General features: G+C 53.3%; 18 protein-coding genes and 1 pseudogene. 10 read left to right on the top strand and 9 right to left on the bottom strand.

Annotated features, from left to right (window positions below):
- Window positions 1–4 precede the first annotated feature (4 nt).
- The gene (gene pntB / locus HV107_RS21830) at window positions 5–1393 is read left to right on the top strand and encodes a Re/Si-specific NAD(P)(+) transhydrogenase subunit beta (RefSeq protein WP_182060809.1); all 1389 of its coding nucleotides are present in this window, start codon (window positions 5–7) and stop codon (window positions 1391–1393) included.
- A gap of 61 nt (window positions 1394–1454) precedes the next feature.
- Here pntB and HV107_RS21835 read toward each other — a convergent pair.
- The 7 genes from HV107_RS21835 to HV107_RS21865 all read right to left on the bottom strand — a co-directional run bounded on the left by HV107_RS21835 (window position 1455) and on the right by HV107_RS21865 (window position 9776).
- Window positions 1455–2812 (bottom strand): IS3 family transposase gene (locus tag HV107_RS21835; RefSeq protein WP_105318584.1). Its coding sequence is split into 2 segments (ribosomal slippage): window positions 1455–2350 and window positions 2350–2812, totalling 1359 coding nucleotides; the frame shifts between segments, so codons are not numbered across the junction.
- Window positions 2813–2901: 89 nt separating this feature from the next.
- Entirely contained in the window at window positions 2902–3852 is a 951-nt protein-coding gene (gene uspE, locus HV107_RS21840) for a universal stress protein UspE (protein WP_182060810.1), read from the bottom strand.
- A gap of 136 nt (window positions 3853–3988) precedes the next feature.
- Complete coding sequence (fnr, locus tag HV107_RS21845) at window positions 3989–4741, bottom strand: fumarate/nitrate reduction transcriptional regulator Fnr (RefSeq protein WP_014070017.1); 753 nt, start codon at window positions 4739–4741, stop codon at window positions 3989–3991.
- A gap of 183 nt (window positions 4742–4924) precedes the next feature.
- The gene (gene ogt, locus HV107_RS21850; RefSeq protein ID WP_182060811.1) at window positions 4925–5440 is read right to left on the bottom strand and encodes a methylated-DNA--[protein]-cysteine S-methyltransferase; all 516 of its coding nucleotides are present in this window, start codon (window positions 5438–5440) and stop codon (window positions 4925–4927) included.
- Window positions 5441–5450: 10 nt separating this feature from the next.
- Complete coding sequence (abgT, locus tag HV107_RS21855) at window positions 5451–6977, bottom strand: p-aminobenzoyl-glutamate transporter (RefSeq protein WP_182060812.1); 1527 nt, start codon at window positions 6975–6977, stop codon at window positions 5451–5453.
- A gap of 43 nt (window positions 6978–7020) precedes the next feature.
- On the bottom strand, window positions 7021–8466 hold the full coding sequence (locus HV107_RS21860) for a M20 family metallopeptidase (RefSeq protein WP_182060813.1): 1446 nt from the start codon (window positions 8464–8466) through the stop codon (window positions 7021–7023).
- Window positions 8466–9776, bottom strand: a complete 1311-nt coding sequence (locus HV107_RS21865) for a M20 family metallo-hydrolase (RefSeq protein ID WP_182060814.1) — start codon at window positions 9774–9776, stop codon at window positions 8466–8468. The genes HV107_RS21860 and HV107_RS21865 overlap by 1 nt, the downstream gene beginning before the upstream one ends.
- A 175-nt stretch (window positions 9777–9951) precedes the next feature.
- Between HV107_RS21865 and HV107_RS21870 the strand changes: the two genes are divergently transcribed.
- Both HV107_RS21870 and smrA read left to right on the top strand, forming a co-directional pair.
- Complete coding sequence (locus HV107_RS21870; protein ID WP_182060815.1) at window positions 9952–10863, top strand: LysR family transcriptional regulator; 912 nt, start codon at window positions 9952–9954, stop codon at window positions 10861–10863.
- Window positions 10864–11222: 359 nt separating this feature from the next.
- Window positions 11223–11786 carry a DNA endonuclease SmrA gene (gene smrA / locus HV107_RS21875; RefSeq protein ID WP_182060816.1) on the top strand — a complete coding sequence of 188 codons (564 nt, stop codon included), beginning with the start codon at window positions 11223–11225 and terminating at the stop codon, window positions 11784–11786.
- A gap of 12 nt (window positions 11787–11798) precedes the next feature.
- Here the strand turns inward: smrA and tcp are convergent, their stop codons facing one another.
- Window positions 11799–13463, bottom strand: coding sequence for a methyl-accepting chemotaxis citrate transducer (gene tcp / locus HV107_RS21880; protein ID WP_182060817.1), 1665 nt, complete (start codon window positions 13461–13463; stop codon window positions 11799–11801).
- A 142-nt stretch (window positions 13464–13605) separates the two neighbouring features.
- Here tcp and HV107_RS21885 point away from each other — a divergent pair, with 142 nt between their 5' ends.
- On the top strand, window positions 13606–14472 hold the full coding sequence (locus HV107_RS21885; RefSeq protein WP_182060818.1) for an aldo/keto reductase family oxidoreductase: 867 nt from the start codon (window positions 13606–13608) through the stop codon (window positions 14470–14472).
- A gap of 55 nt (window positions 14473–14527) precedes the next feature.
- Here HV107_RS21885 and HV107_RS21890 read toward each other — a convergent pair whose 3' ends face one another.
- Window positions 14528–14746 carry a hypothetical protein gene (locus HV107_RS21890; protein WP_182060819.1) on the bottom strand — a complete coding sequence of 73 codons (219 nt, stop codon included), beginning with the start codon at window positions 14744–14746 and terminating at the stop codon, window positions 14528–14530.
- A gap of 425 nt (window positions 14747–15171) precedes the next feature.
- Here HV107_RS21890 and HV107_RS21895 point away from each other — a divergent pair, with 425 nt between their 5' ends.
- The 6 genes and pseudogenes from HV107_RS21895 to HV107_RS27410 all read left to right on the top strand — a co-directional run bounded on the left by HV107_RS21895 (window position 15172) and on the right by HV107_RS27410 (window position 20878).
- Entirely contained in the window at window positions 15172–16560 is a 1389-nt protein-coding gene (locus HV107_RS21895; RefSeq protein ID WP_182060820.1) for a Xaa-Pro peptidase family protein, read from the top strand.
- Between the two features lie 132 nt (window positions 16561–16692).
- Window positions 16693–18216: a cyclic diguanylate phosphodiesterase gene (locus HV107_RS21900; RefSeq protein WP_182060821.1), complete on the top strand. Its 1524-nt coding sequence runs from the start codon at window positions 16693–16695 to the stop codon at window positions 18214–18216.
- 134 nt (window positions 18217–18350) lie between these two features.
- Entirely contained in the window at window positions 18351–18836 is a 486-nt protein-coding gene (umuD, locus tag HV107_RS21905) for a translesion error-prone DNA polymerase V autoproteolytic subunit (protein ID WP_182063570.1), read from the top strand.
- Window positions 18820–19047, top strand: a pseudogene (locus HV107_RS21910) (DNA polymerase V subunit UmuC); the annotation flags it as partial. The gene umuD and the pseudogene HV107_RS21910, both read left to right, overlap by 17 nt.
- An 80-nt stretch (window positions 19048–19127) precedes the next feature.
- Entirely contained in the window at window positions 19128–20126 is a 999-nt protein-coding gene (locus tag HV107_RS21915) for a site-specific integrase (protein WP_259349652.1), read from the top strand.
- Window positions 20123–20878 (top strand): hypothetical protein, encoded by a 756-nt coding sequence (locus tag HV107_RS27410; RefSeq protein ID WP_259349653.1) that lies wholly within the window; start codon window positions 20123–20125, stop codon window positions 20876–20878. Before HV107_RS21915 ends, HV107_RS27410 begins: the two co-directional genes overlap by 4 nt.
- Window positions 20879–21037: the final 159 nt, after the last annotated feature.

The following is a 21037-nucleotide window of genomic DNA, read 5'->3' on the forward strand; positions in this document are numbered from 1 at the left end:
GCATATGTCTGGAGGATTAGTAACAGCCGCATACATTGTTGCTGCGATCCTGTTTATTTTCAGTCTGGCGGGGCTTTCTAAACACGAAACGTCTCAGCAGGGTAATAACTTTGGTATCGCCGGGATGGCGATTGCGCTGATTGCCACCATCTTCGGGCCGGACACCGGCAACGTTGCGTGGATCCTGGTGGCGATGATTATCGGTGGTGCTATCGGTATTCGCCTGGCAAAACGTGTTGAAATGACCGAAATGCCAGAGCTGGTGGCGATCCTGCACAGCTTTGTCGGCCTGGCTGCGGTGCTGGTGGGCTTCAATAGCTACCTGTATCACGAACCTGGCATGGAGCCGATTCTGGTCAATATCCATCTGACCGAAGTGTTCCTCGGCATCTTCATTGGTGCAGTGACCTTTACCGGTTCCATTGTGGCGTTTGGTAAGCTGCGCGGTAAGATCTCCTCTAAACCGCTGATGTTGCCTAACCGCCATAAGCTGAATCTGGCGGCGCTGGTTGTGTCATTTGTGTTGCTGGTTGTCTTCGTACGTACCGAAAGCGTAGGAATGCAGGTGCTGGCGCTGCTGGTGATGACGATTATTGCGCTGGCGTTTGGCTGGCATCTGGTGGCGTCCATCGGCGGTGCGGATATGCCAGTGGTGGTGTCAATGCTGAACTCCTACTCCGGTTGGGCAGCAGCGGCGGCAGGCTTTATGCTGAGCAACGATCTGCTGATCGTTACCGGTGCGCTGGTCGGTTCTTCAGGTGCGATTCTGTCTTACATCATGTGTAAGGCGATGAACCGTTCCTTCTTCAGCGTAATTGCCGGTGGCTTCGGAACCGATGGTTCTTCTTCCAGTGCTGATGAAGAAGTGGGTGAGCATCGTGAAATTTCTGCGGAAGATACCGCAGACATGCTGAAAAACTCGCACACGGTCATTATCACCCCAGGCTATGGCATGGCGGTGGCACAGGCCCAGTATCCGGTCGCGGAAATCACCGAGAAGCTGCGTGCGCGCGGTATTAAGGTTCGCTTTGGTATTCACCCGGTTGCCGGTCGTCTGCCTGGCCACATGAACGTGCTGCTGGCGGAAGCGAAAGTACCTTATGACATCGTGCTCGAAATGGATGAAATCAATGATGATTTCACTGATACCGACACGGTACTGGTAATTGGTGCCAACGATACCGTCAACCCGGCCGCGCAGGATGATCCGGGTAGCCCAATTGCCGGGATGCCGGTTCTGGAAGTGTGGAAGGCGCAGAACGTTATTGTCTTCAAACGCTCAATGAACACCGGTTACGCTGGCGTTCAGAACCCGCTGTTCTTCAAAGAGAACACCCACATGCTGTTTGGCGACGCCAAAGCCAGCGTGGATGCGATTCTGAAATCACTGTAAGTTGCATTGAAACAAAAAAAACCGCCGAACTTGAAGTGAACCCCATATATTGGACACGTTCTTAACTGGCGGCTGACATGGCCTGGGTTCGGTATTGTACCGGACTCAGGCCGTTTAGTTTTAGCTTGATTCGTTCGTTGTTGTAGTAGTGGATATACTCTTCCACCGTTTTTCGTAGATGGTCTGTATTTTCAAACTCTTCGTGGTACCAACATTCTGTTTTCAGCAGACCAAAAAAATTTTCTATCACTGCATTGTCCAGACAGTTCCCTTTGCGCGACATGCTTTGTTCTATGCCTTTAGCTTTAAGTTTCTCCTGATACCGTGCCATCTGATACTGCCAACCCTGATCAGAGTGCAGTACCGGTCTGTCACCCGGTTTCAGCCTCTTGACGGCTTTGCTGAGCATGTTTTCGACCAGATTCATTCCCGGATGCGTCGTCATATTCCAGGCTATTATCTCGCTGTTATACAGATCAAGCACTGGTGACAGATACAGCTTTGTCCCTTTTACGTTGAACTCTGTCACATCCGTGACCCATTTCTGGTTTGGACTGCTGGCCTTAAAATCACGTGCAAGGGTATTTGGCGCTACTTTACCGTAGGTGCCTTTGTATGACTGATACTTTTTGCTTCTCAGGCATGAGGCCAGCCCCATCTTGCGCATCAGTTTCCGTACTGTTTTATGATTAATGCCATAGCCTTCATTACGCAACGCCAGGGTAATGCGCCGGTAACCATATCGTCCTTTATGATAGTGGAACAGTGCGGCTATTCTTTGCTGTTCGCCCTCATAGCGCTCTCCACGGCTATCTGCTTTGACATGCCAGTAGTACGTGCTGCGAGGTAATCCTGCTATATGAAGCAGCATTCTCAGGTTATGGTTTCGCCTCAATTCGGTAATTATTTTTGCTTTGTCTTCTGCTTTTCCCGAATCAAGGCCTGAAGCTTTTTTAGGTAGGCATTCTCAACACGCAGGTATTCAAGTTCTTCCTCAGCGTTCTGGAACGCTGGACGGGGATTATTAAGTTCTTTATCTGAAGTTTCGTTCTTCCCTGACTTCATCTGGCGTCCTCTGGGTTTATCCTGTAGGGCAATGATACCGCCAGTACGGTAAAGACGCTCCCATTTGCTGACAGTACAAGCGGCTGCAATACGAAACTCCGCCGCAGCTTTCCGGGATGATTTGTTGTGTTGCTGCATCCAGAGCACGACAGACTCTTTAAACTCGGCAGAGTAAGCCCTGGTAGGAATGGTAAAACTGTCCATCCCATTCACTTTCCAGTGCTCAGTCCAGCGTCTGACCGCTCCGTGATCAACGCCGAACAACCGCGCTGTTTTCTTTGCACCATCACTGCTGAACAGATAGTGGAGTACGACTTGCTGCTTGAATTCAGGTGAGTATTTTTTTCTGCCCATTGAAACGCAAAACCCCTAATCGTTGGATGTCCAACTTTCGGGGTTCACTTCAAACTCGGCGGTTTTTTTATTGCCGGGTGGCGTTTTGCTTAATCGTCTTCCGGGTCGTCCAGCTCGACCGGCGTCTGATATTGATCCGGTTTAATCACCAGCAGGTCGCAGCGCAGGTGGTCGATCACCTGTTCGGCGGTGTTACCCAGGAAGGCGGCGGAAATACCTGTACGGCCAATCGTGCCCAGAACCACAATCCCGGCCTGGAGGTGTTCGGACAGGTCAGGAATGACCTCTTCCGGCAAGCCTTTTTCAACGTGAGTCATTTTCTCATCGATGCCGAATTTCTGACGCAGCGCTTTCATCGCCAGCAGGTGCTGTCCACGAATGGCATCGTTGTACACGCTTGGGTCAAATTCAGGTAATTCGATGGCGATGTTGATTGGCGTGACCGGATAAGCCCCCACCAGATGAACTTCGGTATGGTTGACCTGGTCGGCAAGCTCAAGGGTCTCTTTTACCAGTTTTTCATTGAGCGAATTATGGTAGTCCTCTTCGCTGGCAAGGTTCACCGCGACAACGGCTTTACCGCCTTCTGGCCAGGGCTGGTCTTTCACCATCCACACCGGGCATGGGCATTTACGCAGTAAGTGCCAGTCGGTTGGGGTGAAGATCACCGATTCCAGTTTGTCGTGCTGGTGCGCCATTTTCAGCAGCAGATCGTGATCACCGCTCACAATCTCCTGGATGATGGCTTCGAAAGGTCGGTTATGCCAGACCACTTTGATATCGATAGGAACGCCTGCGTCCAGGTAATATTTTGCCTGTTCGCGGATCCACGCGGTTCGTTGGCTGATCACTCCCTGACGCATAGCGGTACGCTCGTCAGGCGACAGAAGGGTGGTCATCTCATATGAGAAGTCATAGATCGGCAAAAACGCTTTGATTTTGCCACCAATCCGTTGATGTAAATACACAGCACGTCGTAACGCCGGTTGATCGTCCTGATTAGGATCGATGGCCACCAGCATGTTTTGATACTTTGCCATACAGGTCTCCTTACTACTGTCACCACAGTCTGTAAGTAAAAGAGTAACCTATATATCTTGAATGAAACAGGGGGGAAGTTTTGCCAGATCAATAAATCATGAAAATTTATCGACCTGGCAGAGTCATTCGTGGGTTTTATGCTACGTTGCGGGAATGCCCGGCGAGTACCGCCAGCGCTTCACCGTTTTCGATGGTGATATACTTGCCTTTAACCGCCAGCATCCCGCTTTTCTGGAAACGACCCAGCAGACGGCTGATGGTTTCAACGGTCAGGCCCAGGTAGTTACCGATATCGCCACGGGTCATGGTCAGACGGAATTCGCGTGGAGAGAAACCGCGCTCTGCGAAACGGCGGGAGAGGTTATAGATAAATGCCGCCAGGCGCTCTTCTGCATTCTTTTTGGAAAGCAGCAGGATCATGTCCTGATCGCCTTTAATCTCGCCGCTCATCAGACGCATCATCTGCTGACGCAGGTTAGGCATTTTACCGGACAGATCGTCCAGCGTTTCAAACGGGATTTCGCAAACCATTGAGGTTTCAAGCGCCTGAGCAAAGCTCGGGTGATGTCCGGTACCGATAGCGTCAAAGCCGACCAGGTCGCCTGCCAGATGGAAGCCGGTGATCTGCTCATCGCCTTGTTCGGTGATGGTGTAGCTCTTGATGGTGCCAGAACGGATAGCATAGAGCGATTTCAGTTCGTCTCCCGCTTTAAACAGCGTCTGCCCTTTCTGAATAGGCTTTTTGCGCTCGATGATATTATCAAGCTGATCGAGTTCATGCTCATTCAGGGTAAACGGGATACAGAGCTGGCTGATGCTGCAATCCTGGCAATGGATAGCACAACCGCCAGACTGAATGCGTCGTATAATTCGCTTTTCCGGGATCATAGGTTTGCTCAAGCCTTAATTGATATTGGTCAATTTTAACATCTTTTTGGAGACTACGTAAGCCTGGCAAACCATCAATAAAGACAAGAGTCGACATTGTGCTGGCATCTTCTTGAAATTCCACAGCTTGACTATGGATTTTTAACCTAACCGAAAGAAAATTAAGCACTAAAAGCCTGGAAACTACAGCAAAAGATAGCCTTCATGGCGCAGCAACCACTCCTTGCGCTGCACGCCTCCGGCATAGCCCGTCATGGTGCCGTTGCGTCCAATAACGCGGTGGCAGGGCACGACAATACTGACGGGGTTAGAGCCATTAGCCGCCCCAACCGCACGCGCCGCACCCGCACGACCTAACTGCTCTGCGAGCTGACCATAATGCATCACGTGCCCGCATGGGATCTGGCGCAGCGCCTGCCAGACTTCACGCTGAAAAGGTGTTCCCGCCGTCGCGGTAGGCAGGGTGTCGATAATGCTGAGATCGCCCTCGAAATACGCTGCAAGTTTGTCGCTCAACCCGCCTGGATTGGTGGCGCCGATGCGCTCATAACCCTGTGAACGGTAATGAATGTCGAATAATTCCACCATCCGGTCGCTGTGCTCTTCCCATTCTACGGCGCGCAGATTGAACGCCTCGTCGGTAATGATCCACAGCGGCCCAAGCGGGGTCGCAATTTTATCTTCGAGTAACCTCAGCATCCTCTTTCCTTTAGTGCAGCCTTGGGTAAATTCCCGGTCCAATCGGCAGGCCGACAAGATACCACGCCACCAGCATCACCAACCATACCCCTAAAAAGATAAGCGGATAGGGTAAGACCAGCGAATAGTAGGTACCCAGTTTTGCTTCCGGTTTATAGCGTTGCAGGAAACCTAAAAACAGCGGGACGAACGGTGAAACCGGGGCCAGCGGGATGACGGAGGAGTCGGCGACGCGAAACAGAATTTGTGCAAACGCCGGATGGAACCCAAGCATCATAAACATCGGCACAAAGATGGGCGCCAGAATCGACCAGATTGCCGAGCCGCTGGCGATAAACATGCACAGCAGCGACGACAGAATAGCCAGGCCGACGAACGCCGGGATACCGCTTAATCCCGCCGCTTCCAGGGCATCCGTCAGCCCCACGGCCATAAATTTGCCCATGTTGCTCCAGTTGAACATGGCCACGAACTGCGCCAGCGGGAACACCATCACGATAAAGCCCGCCATCTCTTTCATCGGCTCGATCATCAACTGCGGCAGGTCAGCCTGATTGCGGATTTTGCGGGTGGCGATGCCATAGGCGATAGACACCACAAAAAAGAACAGAATAATCAGCGGCACAATGCCCTGAATAAACGGCGAGGGCAGGACGGTGTGTTTGACCGGATCGCGCAGCACGCCGTTCTCCGGGATAACCATCAGCGCTACAAGCGCGATAAACGCCAGCGAGGCAACCCCGGCCACCCGCAGGCCGAACTGCTGCTCTTTGCTGAGTGTCTCCAGCTTTTCGTCGCTGCGGCCTTCCCATTTCCCTAAACGCGGCTCGATAAGCTTATCGGTGATAAGCCCGCCGACAATCGTCAGCACAATCACCGAGCTTGCCATAAAGTACCAGTTGTCGATCACGCTGACGTGCATCGCGGTATCAATGGTTTTCGCCGCTTCGGTACTGATACCCGAAAGCAGCACGTCGGTGGTCACAATCAGCAAATTAGCGGTAAACCCGCAGCCCACCCCGGCAATTGCCGCCAGCAACCCGGCCACCGGATGACGACCTACGGCCAGGAAGATCAGCGCCCCCATCGGCGGCATGATCACCAGCGCGGCGTCAGACGAGATATGGCTGAAAAAGGCGATAAACAGCACCATATAACTGGCGTAACGCGCGCTAACGTTGGAGGCCATTTTCACCATCAGCGCAGGCAGCAGCCCCACGCGCTCGGCAAGGCCTGCGCCTAACACCAGCGCCAGGATCGCCCCCAGCGGTGCAAAACCGCTAAAGTTCTTAATCACATTGGGTAAAAACCAGTGCAACCCCTCGACGCTCAGCAGGTTTTTTACCGCCACCATGCTGCCATCAGCAGGGCTACGCACACTCACATCAAAGGCAGACAACGCAGCGGTTGCCACCATCAAAATCACAATCAAATAGATAAAAAGCAGGAAAGGATGCGGCACTTTATTGCCAACCCTTTCAACCCAGCCATAGAGCTTACCGGTTGGGGAATGCGAAGGTATGGATGACATACTCATGGGCGTTCCTCTGGACTGTTGTGTTGTTGTGTTATGTGTTTTTTTATTTTAAAGGTGACGGTGTCACGCCAGAAGGAATCGGACACACGTACGGTCTTTCTGTTATTTGTTGTTCAAACTCGTCACGGCATTTTTGGAGCAGCGCTGCATCCAGAAGCAGATTCAGGGCGGTAGCACCCATGACCTTTCCGGCCAGCAACATCCCTTTATGGGCAATAGAGGTGCGCCCCTGCGTCACCAGTTGCCAGGTGTGCAGCGGCGTACCGACGGTAAAGCAGGGGCTAAAGCACTGAGCGACCGGCATTTTCCAGCTGACATCGCCCACGTCAGTCGAGCCTGCCAGCACGTTATCGGTGATGGCATAAGGCGCGACTTCATCGACCAGCAGTGTTTCCTGATGACGGCGGGCAAAGGCTTTACCCGCTTCACCACCGGTCGCGGCGATATTTTTCAGGCTGTTTTGTAGGTCGTTTGAGGTCAGCGTGGCGCGGATTTCACCGGCGAACTGGCGCTCTTTTTCCGTCCAGGCTGGCGTGCCGTAATGTTGCAACGCCTGATACATCGCCGCTTCGAGCGTGCGGTTTGGCAGATAGCTGGAACAGGCTTTATCGAAACGGCATTCGACGGTAGTTTCCGTCATCATTGCCGCACCCTGGGCGATTTTTTCGATGCGTTCGTAGATCTGTTGCGCGTCGGCCATTTCCGGGGCGCGGATCAGGTACAACACTTCGGCCTGCGCCTGCACCACGTTTGGCGAAATGCCGCCGGTATCGGTGATGGCGTAATGTACGCGCGCTTTCTCGATGATGTGTTCATTAAGGAAATTGGTGCCGGTGGTCATGAGCGTCACGGCATCGAGCGCGCTACGCCCCAGATGCGGGGAGTTCGCGGCATGAGCCGCCACGCCGTGAAAACGCCATGCGGCCTGAATGTTGGCGAGCGTGCTGACGTTAAACATTCCGGCAAAGGCTTCCGGGTGCCAGGTGACAGCCGCATCGACGTCATCGAACAATCCTTCGCGGACCATAAAGGTTTTGCCTGAGCCGCCTTCCTCTCCCGGGCAGCCATAAAAGCGCACCGTCCCGCTGCCACCGTGCTGCTCCAGCCAGCTTTTCACAGCGACGGCTCCTGCGACTGCGGCCGTACCCAGCAGGTTATGGCCGCAACCGTGGCCATTTTCGCCCGGCGTCGCCGACTGCGCGGTGGCGCAGTGCGCCTGCTGGCTTAGCCCCGCCAGAGCATCGTATTCGCCCAGCAGTGCAATAACCGGTTTGCCGCTGCCGAAGCTGGCGATAAATGCGTTTGGAATACCACCGGCTTCACGCGTCAGGTTAAAACCTTCGGCTTCCAGCGCACAGGCCAGCCGTTCGGCTGACCAGAACTCTTCAAAACGTGTTTCGGGATGATCCCAGATCTCGTCGGCAATAGCGCTAAAGGTCTGACATCGTGTGTCGATGGCATCCGCGATAAAAGCGTAGTTTTCCTGCATCACACACCTCGCGCCCACGGGAAGTTAAGCGCCGTTCGCGCCAGGGTTTCGACGGCCACACTCATTATCTGCTCGTCGAAGTCGAATTTTTCGTTGTGATGCCCGGCGCTCAAATCGGTGCCAAACACCATGTAGGAGGCCAGGCCGCCATTCTGCTGCACGCGTGCCATCATCAGGGTGGCATCTTCAGATCCTGCCGGGGCTTTGACCTTATCAATGGCATGGAGGACGCCGGTGACCTGGCCTGCCTGTTCGCGCAGGTAATTCACCCACGCAGGAGATGGCGTGCTGGACGTTGCTGCTCCCATCAGGTGTGTTTCTGCGCTTACGCCATACAGTGCCGCCGCCCCTGCGATCACGGATTGTGCGCGGTCGAACACGTACTGGTTGATAGCCTCGCTTTCGCCACGGGTTTCCACCTTCAGCAGGGCACTGGCCGGAACGACGTTGCGCCCGCTACCGGCCTGCATAACGCCCACGTTGACGCGTGAGGCACCTTCGCTGTGGGGAGCGATGCTGTGCAGGGCAATGGCGGCCTGCGCGGCGGCGAGCAGTGCGTTACGGCCTTCTTCCGGTTTGCCGCCCGCATGGGCTGCTACGCCGGTAAAGCGCACGTCAAACTTGGTGGTTGCCATAAAGTTATCGCTACCGCAGATAACCGTCCCGGCAGGAACACCGGTGCCAATATGGACAGCAGTAAAGTAATCCACGCCGTCCAGTGCGCCTGCTGTAACCATTGCACGAGCGCCGCGCGTGCCTTCTTCCGCAGGCTGGAAGATAATCCTGATAGTGCCATTGAGCTGGGCTTCGTTTTGTTTCAGCACCTGAGCCAGACCCAGGCCAATGGTGGTATGCCCGTCATGGCCGCAGGCGTGCATCATCCCCGGATTGCAGGAGGCAAACCCGTCGCGGAACGGGCGATGGCTTTCATCGAGCGCTTCGCTGAGATCCAGCGAATCCATATCCACGCGAAAGGCGAGTGTCGGCCCCGGACGCCCTGTACGCAGCGTGGCGACAATGCCGGTGAATCCACCTTCGAACGCGGCGAGCCATTTCTCGGGCGCGCCTTGCTCGCGGGCTCGGGCAAACTCTTTTGCAAGCGTCTGTGCGTCCGGCAGGCCCATGCGGCTGTCGGCGTCAACAACATCACGCCCCATCGCCAGTTCATAACCCAGATGGTCTAAGATTTCCGCCACTTTGGCTGCGGTTCGAAACTCCACCCAGCCAGATTCAGCATAGTGATGAAAATCGCGACGCCATGCGGTCAGTTGCGGGGTTAACGTCTGAATGTAGTGCGCCAGTGAGTCCATATCTCTTCCTGTCATCATTAAAATATGTGAACCGCTTCACGCTGTGATAGTTTTTACTTATCACTAACCGTTTTTTCACTGTTTTAACCGTTCAGGAATTACCCTCGCACATCCATTTCCATTAAAGTAGATGACAATTTCTTTACTCTGATAAACAACGGTTATCGGTCGGGCTATGTCATTTCAGGTTAAATTTCATCAGATTCGGGCGTTTGTGGAAGTGGCGCGTCAGGGCAGCATTCGTGGGGCCAGCAGGGCGCTTAACCTCTCGCAACCGGCATTGACCAAATCGATCAAGGAGCTGGAAGAGGGCATTGCCGCACAACTTTTTGTCCGGCGTAGCAAAGGTGTGGCGCTGACCGAATGCGGGGAGAGCTTCTATCAACATGCCAACCTGATCCTGGAAGAGCTGCGCGCGGCGCAGGACGATATACGCCAGCGACAGGGGCAGCTGGCGGGGCAGATCAATATCGGTATGGGTGCCAGTATTTCACGCACTCTGATGCCCGCGGTGATTACCCGTTTTCACGCTCAGCACCCGCTGGTGAAAGTCCGTATTATGGAAGGGCAGCTGGTGTCGATGATTAATGAATTACGCCAGGGGGAACTGGACTTCACCATTAATACCTATTGTCAGGGGCCGTATGACCACGAGTTTACGTTTGAAAAATTATTTGAAAAACCATTTGCGATATTTTGCCGGGAGGGACATCCGGCGATAGGTGTAAAATCGATTAACGAACTTCTGCATTATAACTGGACGATGCCAACGCCGCGGGGAAGTTATTATAAGCAACTGGAAGATGTGTTTCATCATCGCTCGCAAATACCGCACATTGGTATTGTCTGCGAAACGTTTTCGTCCTGTATAAGCCTGGTCGCACAGAGCGATTTTATCAGCATTTTGCCACAGGAGCTTGGCTGCGACCCACTGCTGGCACACCGTCTGGTGATGTTACCGGTAGTCGAATCGTTGCCTAAGGCGGCTTATTATTTAATTCAGCGCCGTGATTCCCGACAGACGCCATTGACTGAATCGTTAATTACGCAATTCAGGCGAGAAGCCCGGGCATTAATTTCAGAATGAAGCAAATAAAAAAACAGGGACTGCCGACATCAGCAGGCCCTATAGTACACACAGCAGTGTATCCTTCCGCAAGTCCCGCATATTATATCCGTGGGGCAGGTTTATTAAGTTATAACAGACTTTTCCCAAAATGACAGTGTTCAGACCGTTCAAGTTCACAAAAATTTAACTTAAATACAGTTATTTAATTGCGGCTGAAATTTTAGTTAAGTTAAGTTTAACTTTTTAGCTTCCGCATTATTTCATTCATCGGGTAAATATTTATCGCTCCCACAGCACAGTCTGCCAGGCCTGGGGGACGTTGAGACGCTAGTCTGGCGCGGGTATAGTACAGGTTCAGATGTAGCCGGAGGATTTCTATGAACCCTGACGACAAATCACTCTTTCTTGACGCCATGGAGGATGTCCAGTCACTCAAGCGTTGTGCTGATATTCACTGGCAGCCGAGCCGTAATACCCGCACCCGGCAGGCGCTGAATACTGAGCAGCTCGATAACTTCTTAACGCTGGGTTTTCTGGAACTGCTCCCGCTTGCTGAACCTCTGGCGTTTCAGCGGGAAGGAGTACAGCAGGGGGTTATTGATAAGCTCCGTTCCGGTAAATATTCCCGCCAGGCCAGCATCAATTTTATACGCCAGCCTGTTGAACAGTGCCGTCAGATGCTGTTTTCGTTTATCCGTCAGGCCGAACGTGACGGGCTGCGCAACCTGGTGATTGTCCACGGTAAAGGGCGTGAAGAGCAGTCGCACCCGAATGTGGTGCGCAGTTATCTGGCGCGCTGGCTCACTGAGTTCGATTCCGTGCAGGCATTCTGCGTTGCACTGCCGCACCACGGCGGCAGTGGCGCCTGTTATGTGGCGCTGCGAAAATCAGATGAAGCCAGACTGGAAAACCGGGAGCGACACGCCAAACGCAGCCGCTAGCCCGCGTATCCCTTAAAAGGTTTCCCAGTTACCGTCTGCCACGCTTGCCGTGGCGGTTGCCGGGCGTAACAGCTGTGGCGTTTTCACATTGGTCGGGCGTGGTGCCGCAGCCTGGTCTTTGGCATTCAGACGGAATGCGGCAACGGCCTGGCGCAACTGCTCGGCCTGATCTTCCAGCGCTGCGGCTGCGGTTGCGGATTCCTGTACCAGGGCGGCGTTTTGCTGCGTCACGCTGTCCATCTGTGAAACCGCAAGGCTGACCTGCTCAATACCCCGGCTTTGTTCATCAGAGGCCGATGAAATTTCGCCCATAATGTCGGTTACACGGGTGACGGCGGCGACGAGCTCTCGCATGGTTTCGCCTGCTTCACTGACCTGCTCAGAGCCGGTATTAACTCTGCTGACGGAGTTTTCGATAAGCCCTTTAATCTCTTTTGCTGCCTGCGCACTGCGGCTGGCCAGGGTGCGAACTTCACCTGCCACCACGGCAAAACCACGTCCTTGTTCGCCAGCACGTGCCGCTTCAACCGCCGCGTTAAGCGCCAGAATATTGGTCTGGAAGGCAATGCTGTCAATCACGCCGGTAATGTGGGCAATTTGCTGCGAACTGTCAGAGATTTCGGTCATGGTGCGCACCACGTTGTCCACCACATGACCACCGCGTGCGGCGGTTTCGGAGGCGTTTTTCGCCAGCAATGTGGCCTGACGCGCGTTATCGGAGTTCTGTTTCACCGTTGCAGTTAACTCTTCCATGCTGGCGGCGGTTTCTTCCAGCGAAGCTGCCTGCTGCTCGGTGCGGGCGGACAGGTCATTGCTCCCGGCGGCAATTTCACCTGCGCCGGTGTAAATCGAGTCGGTACTGCCGCGCACGGCACTGACCGTGCTTACCAGTGACTGCTGCATTTCGTGCAGACCCACCGCCAGCTGGCCCATTTCGTTACGACTACCCAGGTTGATGTTATGCGTCAAATCGCCACCTGCGATGGTGCGAATATGGTTCATAATGATCTTCAGCGGCTTTAACAGCAGATGTTGCAGGCCCTGCCAGATAACCACCAGCACGGCAACCACGGCGAGGAAAATAGCCGCCAGTGTCCACTGCATATGGGTAAAGCTGTTCTGGTTCTCTTCAGTGGCGGCCTTGAGCAAGGTATTGTTTTCGGCGCGCCAGCGGTTATAGACCGCTTCCATATTGTCCTGTGCCTGCTGGGCATCCAGGTCGCCATAAGCCTGATAGTTATCTGCACGCAGATACTCAATCGACAGGCGCATCACTTCATGCATCTGACTCCAGGCTTTCTGCATCTCTTCGGTTAACGCGGCGTTTTGCCCGTTAACCTGCGGCATTTTCTGCCAGGTGCTGTAGTAGGTTTCGGCGTTGCCTAACGACGTGCTGGCCGTGCCCAGAAGTTTGTTAATGGCGGCGAGAGACGCGGGATCGCGCTGGTTTTTCAGGTAGCGGATCGCCACACGGGTGACGGTTACGCGTGTTTTCACCAGCGTATTAACGCTGTCGCTCAGGCTTTCCTGCTGGGCATTGAGCATCCCCGAGTTCTGGAAGTTATGGCGATCGTTGCTGACGGCAGAATAGAACAAGCCGCCCGTGACAACTTGTAGCAGACAGAATATGGTGAGGGCAAAGAGAATACCGGTAATCACGTGCAGATTTTTAAGCATAGCGGTCGTCCGTTGTGGGTGCAGGGGTTGCCCAAATACTATCGACGCAATGAAACTAAACTTTAATTTAACTATTGCTTAACTAATTGTTCCGTTCGGGAACCTGTTGTAAATCCGGATCATTTTTATGAGGAAGGTAGACATGAGCAGTATTGAGAAAAGCGGGACGTACACGCTCGGGACGCGTACGGTTAAACGGCTTGGCTATGGCGCGATGCAGCTTGCCGGGCCTGGCGTATTTGGCCCGCCGAAGGACAAAAACGCCGCGCTGGCGGTGCTACGCGAAGCCGTGGCATCGGGTGTGGATCATATTGATACCAGTGATTTTTACGGCCCGCATATCACTAACCAGCTTATCCGTGAGGCGCTTCATCCGTATCGGGACAATCTTACGATTGTGACCAAAGTTGGGGCGCGGCGGGGCGATGACGCCTCCTGGCTCCCTGCGTTTTCGGCTCAGGAGCTGACGCAGGCGGTGCATGATAACCTGCGTAACCTCAAACTGGATGTGCTGGACGTGGTGAATCTGCGGATCATGTTCAGCACTCACGGCCCGGCGGAAGGATCGATTACTGAACCGCTGACCACGCTTGCAGAATTGCAACAGCAGGGGCTGATTCGCCATATCGGGTTGAGCAATGTAACCGCAGCCCAGGTTGCCGAAGCGCAGAAAATGGTGTCGGTGGTCTGTGTGCAGAACATGTACAACATTGTGAATCGCGGTGACGATGCCCTGGTGGATGCGCTTGCCCGTCAGGGGATCGCCTGGGTGCCGTTCTTCCCGCTGGGCGGTTTTACGCCACTGCAATCTTCCGGTCTTCAGGCGGTTGCGGATTCGCTGGGGGCCACGGCGATGCAGGTAGCGCTGGCCTGGTTGCTGCAACGTTCACCGAATATTCTGCTGATTCCGGGGACCTCTTCCGTGGCGCATTTGCAGCAAAACCTGGCGGCGGCGGATCTGGTGTTGCCGACCGAGGCACTCGACACGCTGAATGCGCTGGTGGCGTAAGTGCGAAAAAGCCCGAAGCAACTTTCGGGCTTTTTTCATTCCGTCATACCTTACACTATTGCGTCTGTTCGGCGGAGGCTTCTGCCCGGCGATTTTTTCGGTGAAGTGCTAACGCTTCTGCCACAATCTCCTGCTTGCTCTTGCGAGTTTCATACGCAGTAATCCTGACATACTCCATTAAGTCTGTTTCTACTCTGGCACTTAACATCTTCAGATCAGCATCCTTTGCTAAACCGCGAGCAGTGCGTTTGTCAGGATAATCACGGGATGGCATAGAAAACGTCCTCCAAAAACTGTCTTGTTAATTCGTGCTATGAAATATGCTCCAGAGTATTCGTTAAGTCAATACGCAGTGATTCACTAGTTACTTTGTTTGTTTTGTTTCTTTTGATTTAAGTCATTAAAAAGTGATTGTGAAGTGATTGTTTGGTGGCTTTTTTTTAGACACTCTGGCGGCGGCATTGAACAAGCCTTTAATGTGAAAGAAGAGAATAAAGCCGAAACTGTACACACTACGGCGCATTTGAAGATTACGGCGACGAAGTAAACCAGTATATTCGCGAGATCCGTATCCGGCATGATAAAACAGGGTATCACTACGGCGTGAAAGGGCGGGTACAGCTCAGTTCGGACTGTATTACCGGGCTGCTGGCCTGATGATTACGCGAGGGTTCCCCATCAGAACGTGAGGTCAAACACATGGATTTTAGTGCGCTTCAGCTTCAGACGACGGTTGCTCCACACCAATTTTCGGGCGTCGCGCCCGTTCCCCTGACCGATGCCACCCAGCAGGAGCGTAAAGATAAGCTTCTGGCGCGGATGGCTGCTGAGGGATACGACGCCCTCATTATTTATGCCGACAAAGAGCATGGCAGTAACTTTGAATACCTGACAGGATTTATTCCCCGCTTTGAAGAGGGGCTGCTGGTGCTGGCGAAAAATGGCGCTGCAACCGTTATTCTCGGTAATGAAAACCTGAAAATGGCCGCCTATTCCCGTATTCCGGTCACGCTTAAACACTGCCCGTATTTCTCATTACCGAATCAGCCAATGGATAACGAAAAACCGCTCGAGGCGTTATTCGTCGAGACGGGCCTGGGCGATATGCACCGCGTGGGGGTTGTGGGCTGGAAAATGTTTACGTCTGGCCAGGTGGATAACAAACAGCTTTTCGATTTACCCTGGTTTATTGTCGATGCCATTAAAAATAGTCTCTCTGATGGGGCGGTGTTAGAGAATGCCGCACATCTGTTTATTGACGGAGATAACGGCACGCGGGTAACCAACAATGCGAATGAAATCGCCCATTATGAGTATGGTGCAAATCTGGCGTCGAACTGCATCCTGAATGCCATGAACGCGGTTGAACCGGGAATGAGTGAGGCGGCGTTAGGGGCGTATCTGGCGGCGGAAGGCCAGTACAATACGGTGGTGACCATTGCCGCATCGGGCCAGCGTTTTGAAAAAGCCAATCTATACCCCACGCATAAACCGCTGCAAAGGGGCCAGCCGCTGTCCATGACCACCGGGTTTAAAGGTGGATTATCCAGCCGTACCGGTTTTGTGATTGCCAGCGAAAATGAGCTGCCAGATACGCAGAAAGATTATCTTGAACGTGTGGCAAAACCTTATTTTTCTGGTGTGGTGACCTGGCTTGAAAATATCAGAATTGGCATGGAAGGCGGGGAGATGTATTCCCTGATAGAGTCTATTTTGCCAAAAGAGAAATATGGCTGGCATCTGAACCCCGGGCATCTCAGCGCCGATGAAGAGTGGATGTCATCGCCCATTTATAAACATTCGACGCAAACCCTGAAAAGCGGGATGATTTTGCAGATTGATATTATTCCGTCAGTGCCGGGTTATACCGGCGCCAGCGCCGAGGAGAGCGTTGCGCTGGCGGATTTCGCGCTCCAGGCCGAGATCAAACACGCTTACCCTGAGCTATGGGCCAGAATTGAAACCCGTAAACGTTATCTCAACGACGTACTTAAGATTGCGCTGAGCGCGGATGTGATCCCGCTTTCCAGTGCCGTTGCTTATTTGCGGCCTTTCTTCCTGGCGAAGGATAAAGCGTTTACCTGCTAAACAATTTCCGGAGAACTTATTGAAGGAGCATGGTTATTTTTACTTTTGTCGACCATGCTCTTTGTACTTACACCATTAAGCGCCGTAAATGCCGTCAGCGTCATCTTACTCACTCGTGCCCAGGATACGTTAATGCGTCATTTTATTGTTCCTGCTGCTGCCGCTCTGGCCCTGTTTATCATGGGTATTTTTATTCTGAATACCCAGCTCTGGTATTCCGCACGGGCCGACAGCATGACGGGGGCGAAGTATGTCGTAAAGAATATGAATACGATCCTGGGTGAAGCTCAGCGCGCCACCCGGACGGCGATGAATGTCGCCGGGGCAGGCTGTGATGAGGAAGGGCAATACCGGCTTGGCACTGAGGCGGCGCTACAACCTCATCTCAGGACTATTTTCATTCTCACGCATGGGCAAATAGCGTGTTCATCCCTGCCGGATAACCGTGTGCTGTTGGTTAATGTGATGAGATTACCTGATTTGCCATTGATGCTGCTGCCAGCAAAAGAGACGGTAAACGGTTTACCCGTACTGCTGTTTCAGACGGTAGTTGATGACAGCCGCATTGGGATCACGGTCAGCGATCGCCATATCCGCGACGCCCTGGGTATTTCGATAAAAGACGTCAGTTATCGGTTAAGGGTTGGTGACACCGTGCTGGGCCTGTCTGGTGATGCCGCGCAGGTAAACAATAAAGGCAAGCATGTCGGGCGGCTTGAAGCCAAAGATTATCCCTACAGTATTGAGTATAACTATCCTCCGTTATTCAGCGTGCAGAGGCTGATAAGTCAGGGTGCAGGCATCCTGTTTTTTTTACTGCTGGTAGCCTGTCTCGGTGCTTACGCGCTGTATAAATATCTGAATAAAAGTACGCCGCCTGAGGAGTCGCTACAGCGCGCCATCGCAAAGGGGGAAATTATCCCGTTTTATCAGCCCGTTGTTAATGGCCGGGAGGGAACCTTGCGGGGCGTGGAGGTACTGGCGAGATGGAAACACCCGAAAGCGGGCTATATTTCCCCGGCCTCGTTTATCCCGCTTGCTGAAAAATCCGGCCTGATTGTACCGTTGACGCGCAGCCTGATGGCGCAGGTGGTGATACAGATGAATGCTATTTCCAGCAAGCTGCCGGAGGGTTTCCATGTGGGGATTAACTTCAGTGCATCTCATATTGCCATGCCCACCTTTATGGATGAGTGCCTGAACTACAAAAGCCGCTTTGAGCGCAAAGATTTGAACCTGGTGATTGAAGTCACGGAGCGTGAACCGCTGGATATTGACGAACACCTGGTTCATACCCTGAATGCGCTGCACGAAAATGGTTTTGCCATCGCGCTGGATGACTTCGGAACCGGGTATTCAGGGCTCTCTTACCTGCACGATCTGCATATCGATTACATCAAGATTGACCATAGCTTCGTCAGCCGGGTCAATGAGCATGAGGAATCCACCCGGATCCTGGATTGTGTGCTGGATCTGGCGCGTAAACTCTCGATAAGTATTGTCGCCGAAGGTGTGGAAACCAAAGCGCAGCTTGATTACCTCAACCGGAACAATATCGTCTTCCAGCAGGGGTATTACTTCTTTAAGCCTGTTCCGTTTACGGAGCTGATACAAATTTTGCTGTCGAAGCCTAAAGTGAAAGTCATGGTGGAGTAACCGACCGGATGAGGTGCAGGATTAAATCCCTTCACACATCAACGTGTTTGCGCGATAGCCCGGAAAGTGCCTTGATCCTTACCCATAATACGTAATACTGTATGTATATACAGTACATGGCAGGAAAGGCAATGATGAGCACCCTCTTTTCGTATTATCCCCGGCAGGACATGGAGTTACCGCTGTTTCTGGAGCGCGTTGCCTGTGGTTTTCCAAGCCCTGCGCAGGATTACGTTGAAGACCGTATCGACCTGAACAAGCTGGCGGTAAAACACCCCAGTGCGACGTATTTCGTGAAAGTCAGCGGGGATTCCATGATCGGGGCCGGGATCGGCGATGGCGATCTGCTGGTGGTCGATCGTTCGTTAACGGCGGAACATGGCGACATTGTCGTGGCGGCGGTGGACGGGGAGTTTACGGTAAAAGAGCTACAAACCCGGCCGGTCTTAAGATTGCTTCCCCACAATACCCGCTATCAGCCTATTACGTTTCACTCCGAAGAGGAGCTGCAAATCTTCGGCGTGGTGACGCATACGCTGAAAACACATAAACATTCGGGCGGGGTAAAAAGCCATCGCGCGGGTGACCCGGAAATGCATAACCATGTTCGCACTTGTTGACGTCAACAGCTTCTACGCGTCCTGCGAGACGGTTTTTCGTCCTGACCTTCAGGGAAAGCCCATTGTGGTGGTGTCCAATAACGATGGCTGCATTATTTCGCTTTCACGCGAGGCAAAGCAGTTGGGGATCAAAATGGGCGAACCGTACTTTAAGTTCAAGGAAAACCGTTATCCGTCGCGGGTCTACGTGTTTAGCTCGAATTACGCGCTGTAGTAAGTTAAGTGGAATGCAACACTTGATTGGACTGTTTGAACTAAACTGCACCTGTTTCTCTGTCAAAAGAGGTCAACATGATGGTCAGAAATCCACTTTTTACTGCCAGTATGCATCTTGTTGAGCAGTGGCTCGGGCTACTGACTGATCTGGGTCGGGCTAACGCCACGATCAAAGCTTATCGTGGTGCTCTGACGCATTATCTGCGGTACTGCGAAGCAAATTCAATACATCCACCTTCTGCCCGTTTTGAAGATTTTTCCGCATATCTACGGCCCCAGCTCCCGGGAATGGCACAGCCGGTCGCCAGTGCTACACTGCAGTTGCGCATTTCGGCCATCCGGCTCTGGTACGAGTATCTTTATTACCAAGATCTCTGTGAAACCAGTCCGATACCCCGGGCAATGTTGCCCGGCCCGGTGTTCAGCGGACGCGGACTGGTACCGCGTATCACCCGTCTTCCCTGTATTCCTGATGATCATGACTGGTTTACTCTTCTGCAACAGGCCGCCTCCGCAACGTTACGCGACCGTCTGATGCTGGCACTAGCCTACTATGGCGCATTACGGCGGGCAGAAGTCACGGCGCTTCAGGTTGACGACCTTGATCCGGGCCACCGGTTGATCCGTATCCGTGCCGAAACCACCAAGAATCATCGCGAACGTATGGTGTGTTACAGCCCAACGGTAACCCCTGTGCTTGCCGCACATTTGCACCTGTTACGGCAAAGTGGTTTTTCTGGTGGGGCACTTTTTCGCTCGGTCTCTGACCGGAATCACGGTATGCCGCTGAGCATCTGGAGCTGGAGTAAAACCGTTCGTAAATGGAGAGACCAGGCCGGGCTGGTAGATTTCTCCACCCATACCTTCCGTCATCTACGCCTGACCCATCTGGCGCGGGCTGGCTGGAAACTGCACGAACTCGCCGCCTATGCCGGGCATCGGGATCCCCGGACGACCCAGGTTTACCTGCACCTGTCCGGTACCGATCTTGCTGCCCGCATGGCCGGAGCTGTCGCCGAGCTTGACAGAAAAGTTGCCGGACTGGTTTTTTCTGACCAGAGGATTCTCTTATGAAAGCCGAAAACACTTCCGGCGTTGTCTGGCAGCCTTTTGAGCTGGAGTCATATCAGCTCAGGGCCGCTTTCTCCGCACAGGAACGTCTTGCCCTGAGCACTCCACAACGACGGGGTAAGTATCTTCAGCAGAAACCTGTGCCGGCATTCCTGCGCCCTCTTTATGACATCGCCACCCGGAGCGGTATAAAGCCCGAGGTCACCAGGATAACCATTCTGGCGGTACTCGCCGAAGCGGCTCGTCAGGATCTGCCTTGCCACCTCTGGGCAGAAGATATATGGGAGAAGTTGTATCAGCGACGACACCTCGGTGGTCCGTTGCTAGCGGCTTTTGCCTTTCACCTGTCACAGGTTCCTCTCCCGTTGCACAGCACCCGGTGCCGGCAGCCTGCGTATTATGCCTGTGCGGTTTTTGGCCGGGATATTTTTCAGCAAGAACTCAGCCGTCTTATGGACGTCCTAGTGGCTCTGGGGTATTCCCTTCGTCATCAGGAAATGTTTCTCTCGGCGGTTCTGGGAATGCTGATGCTGGAAAATGGCGATCCGCGGCTGGAAAGCTTTACCGAAGAGCTCCTCCAGCGGGGCCAACAGTACCGCACTAACGGGATCGCCAGAGCGGTAGGTAAGGTCTCCCATGGGCTGGCAGCCATGGGAATTTTGTCACGCCCATTGCGTATGCGGGGTTATACCGGCTGGAAAGAGAAACGAACTGACGGGATTGCCGCTGAATGGGTCGGATGGTGTCAGCGCTGACGGGAAACGTCCGTACTACGGCCGCGGACCCGTGAATCGAACTACAGCTTTATTCTGCGTATCGGTTTGTGGCTTGCCAGAGATTGTCCTGATATCCGAGAGCCTGCTGACTGGAGCATCAGTACCTGTGCCAGTTTCATCGCAGCGCTGGGAAGAATG

It is taken from the genome of Enterobacter sp. RHBSTW-00175, from assembly GCF_013927005.1.
GTDB lineage: Bacteria > Pseudomonadota > Gammaproteobacteria > Enterobacterales > Enterobacteriaceae > Enterobacter.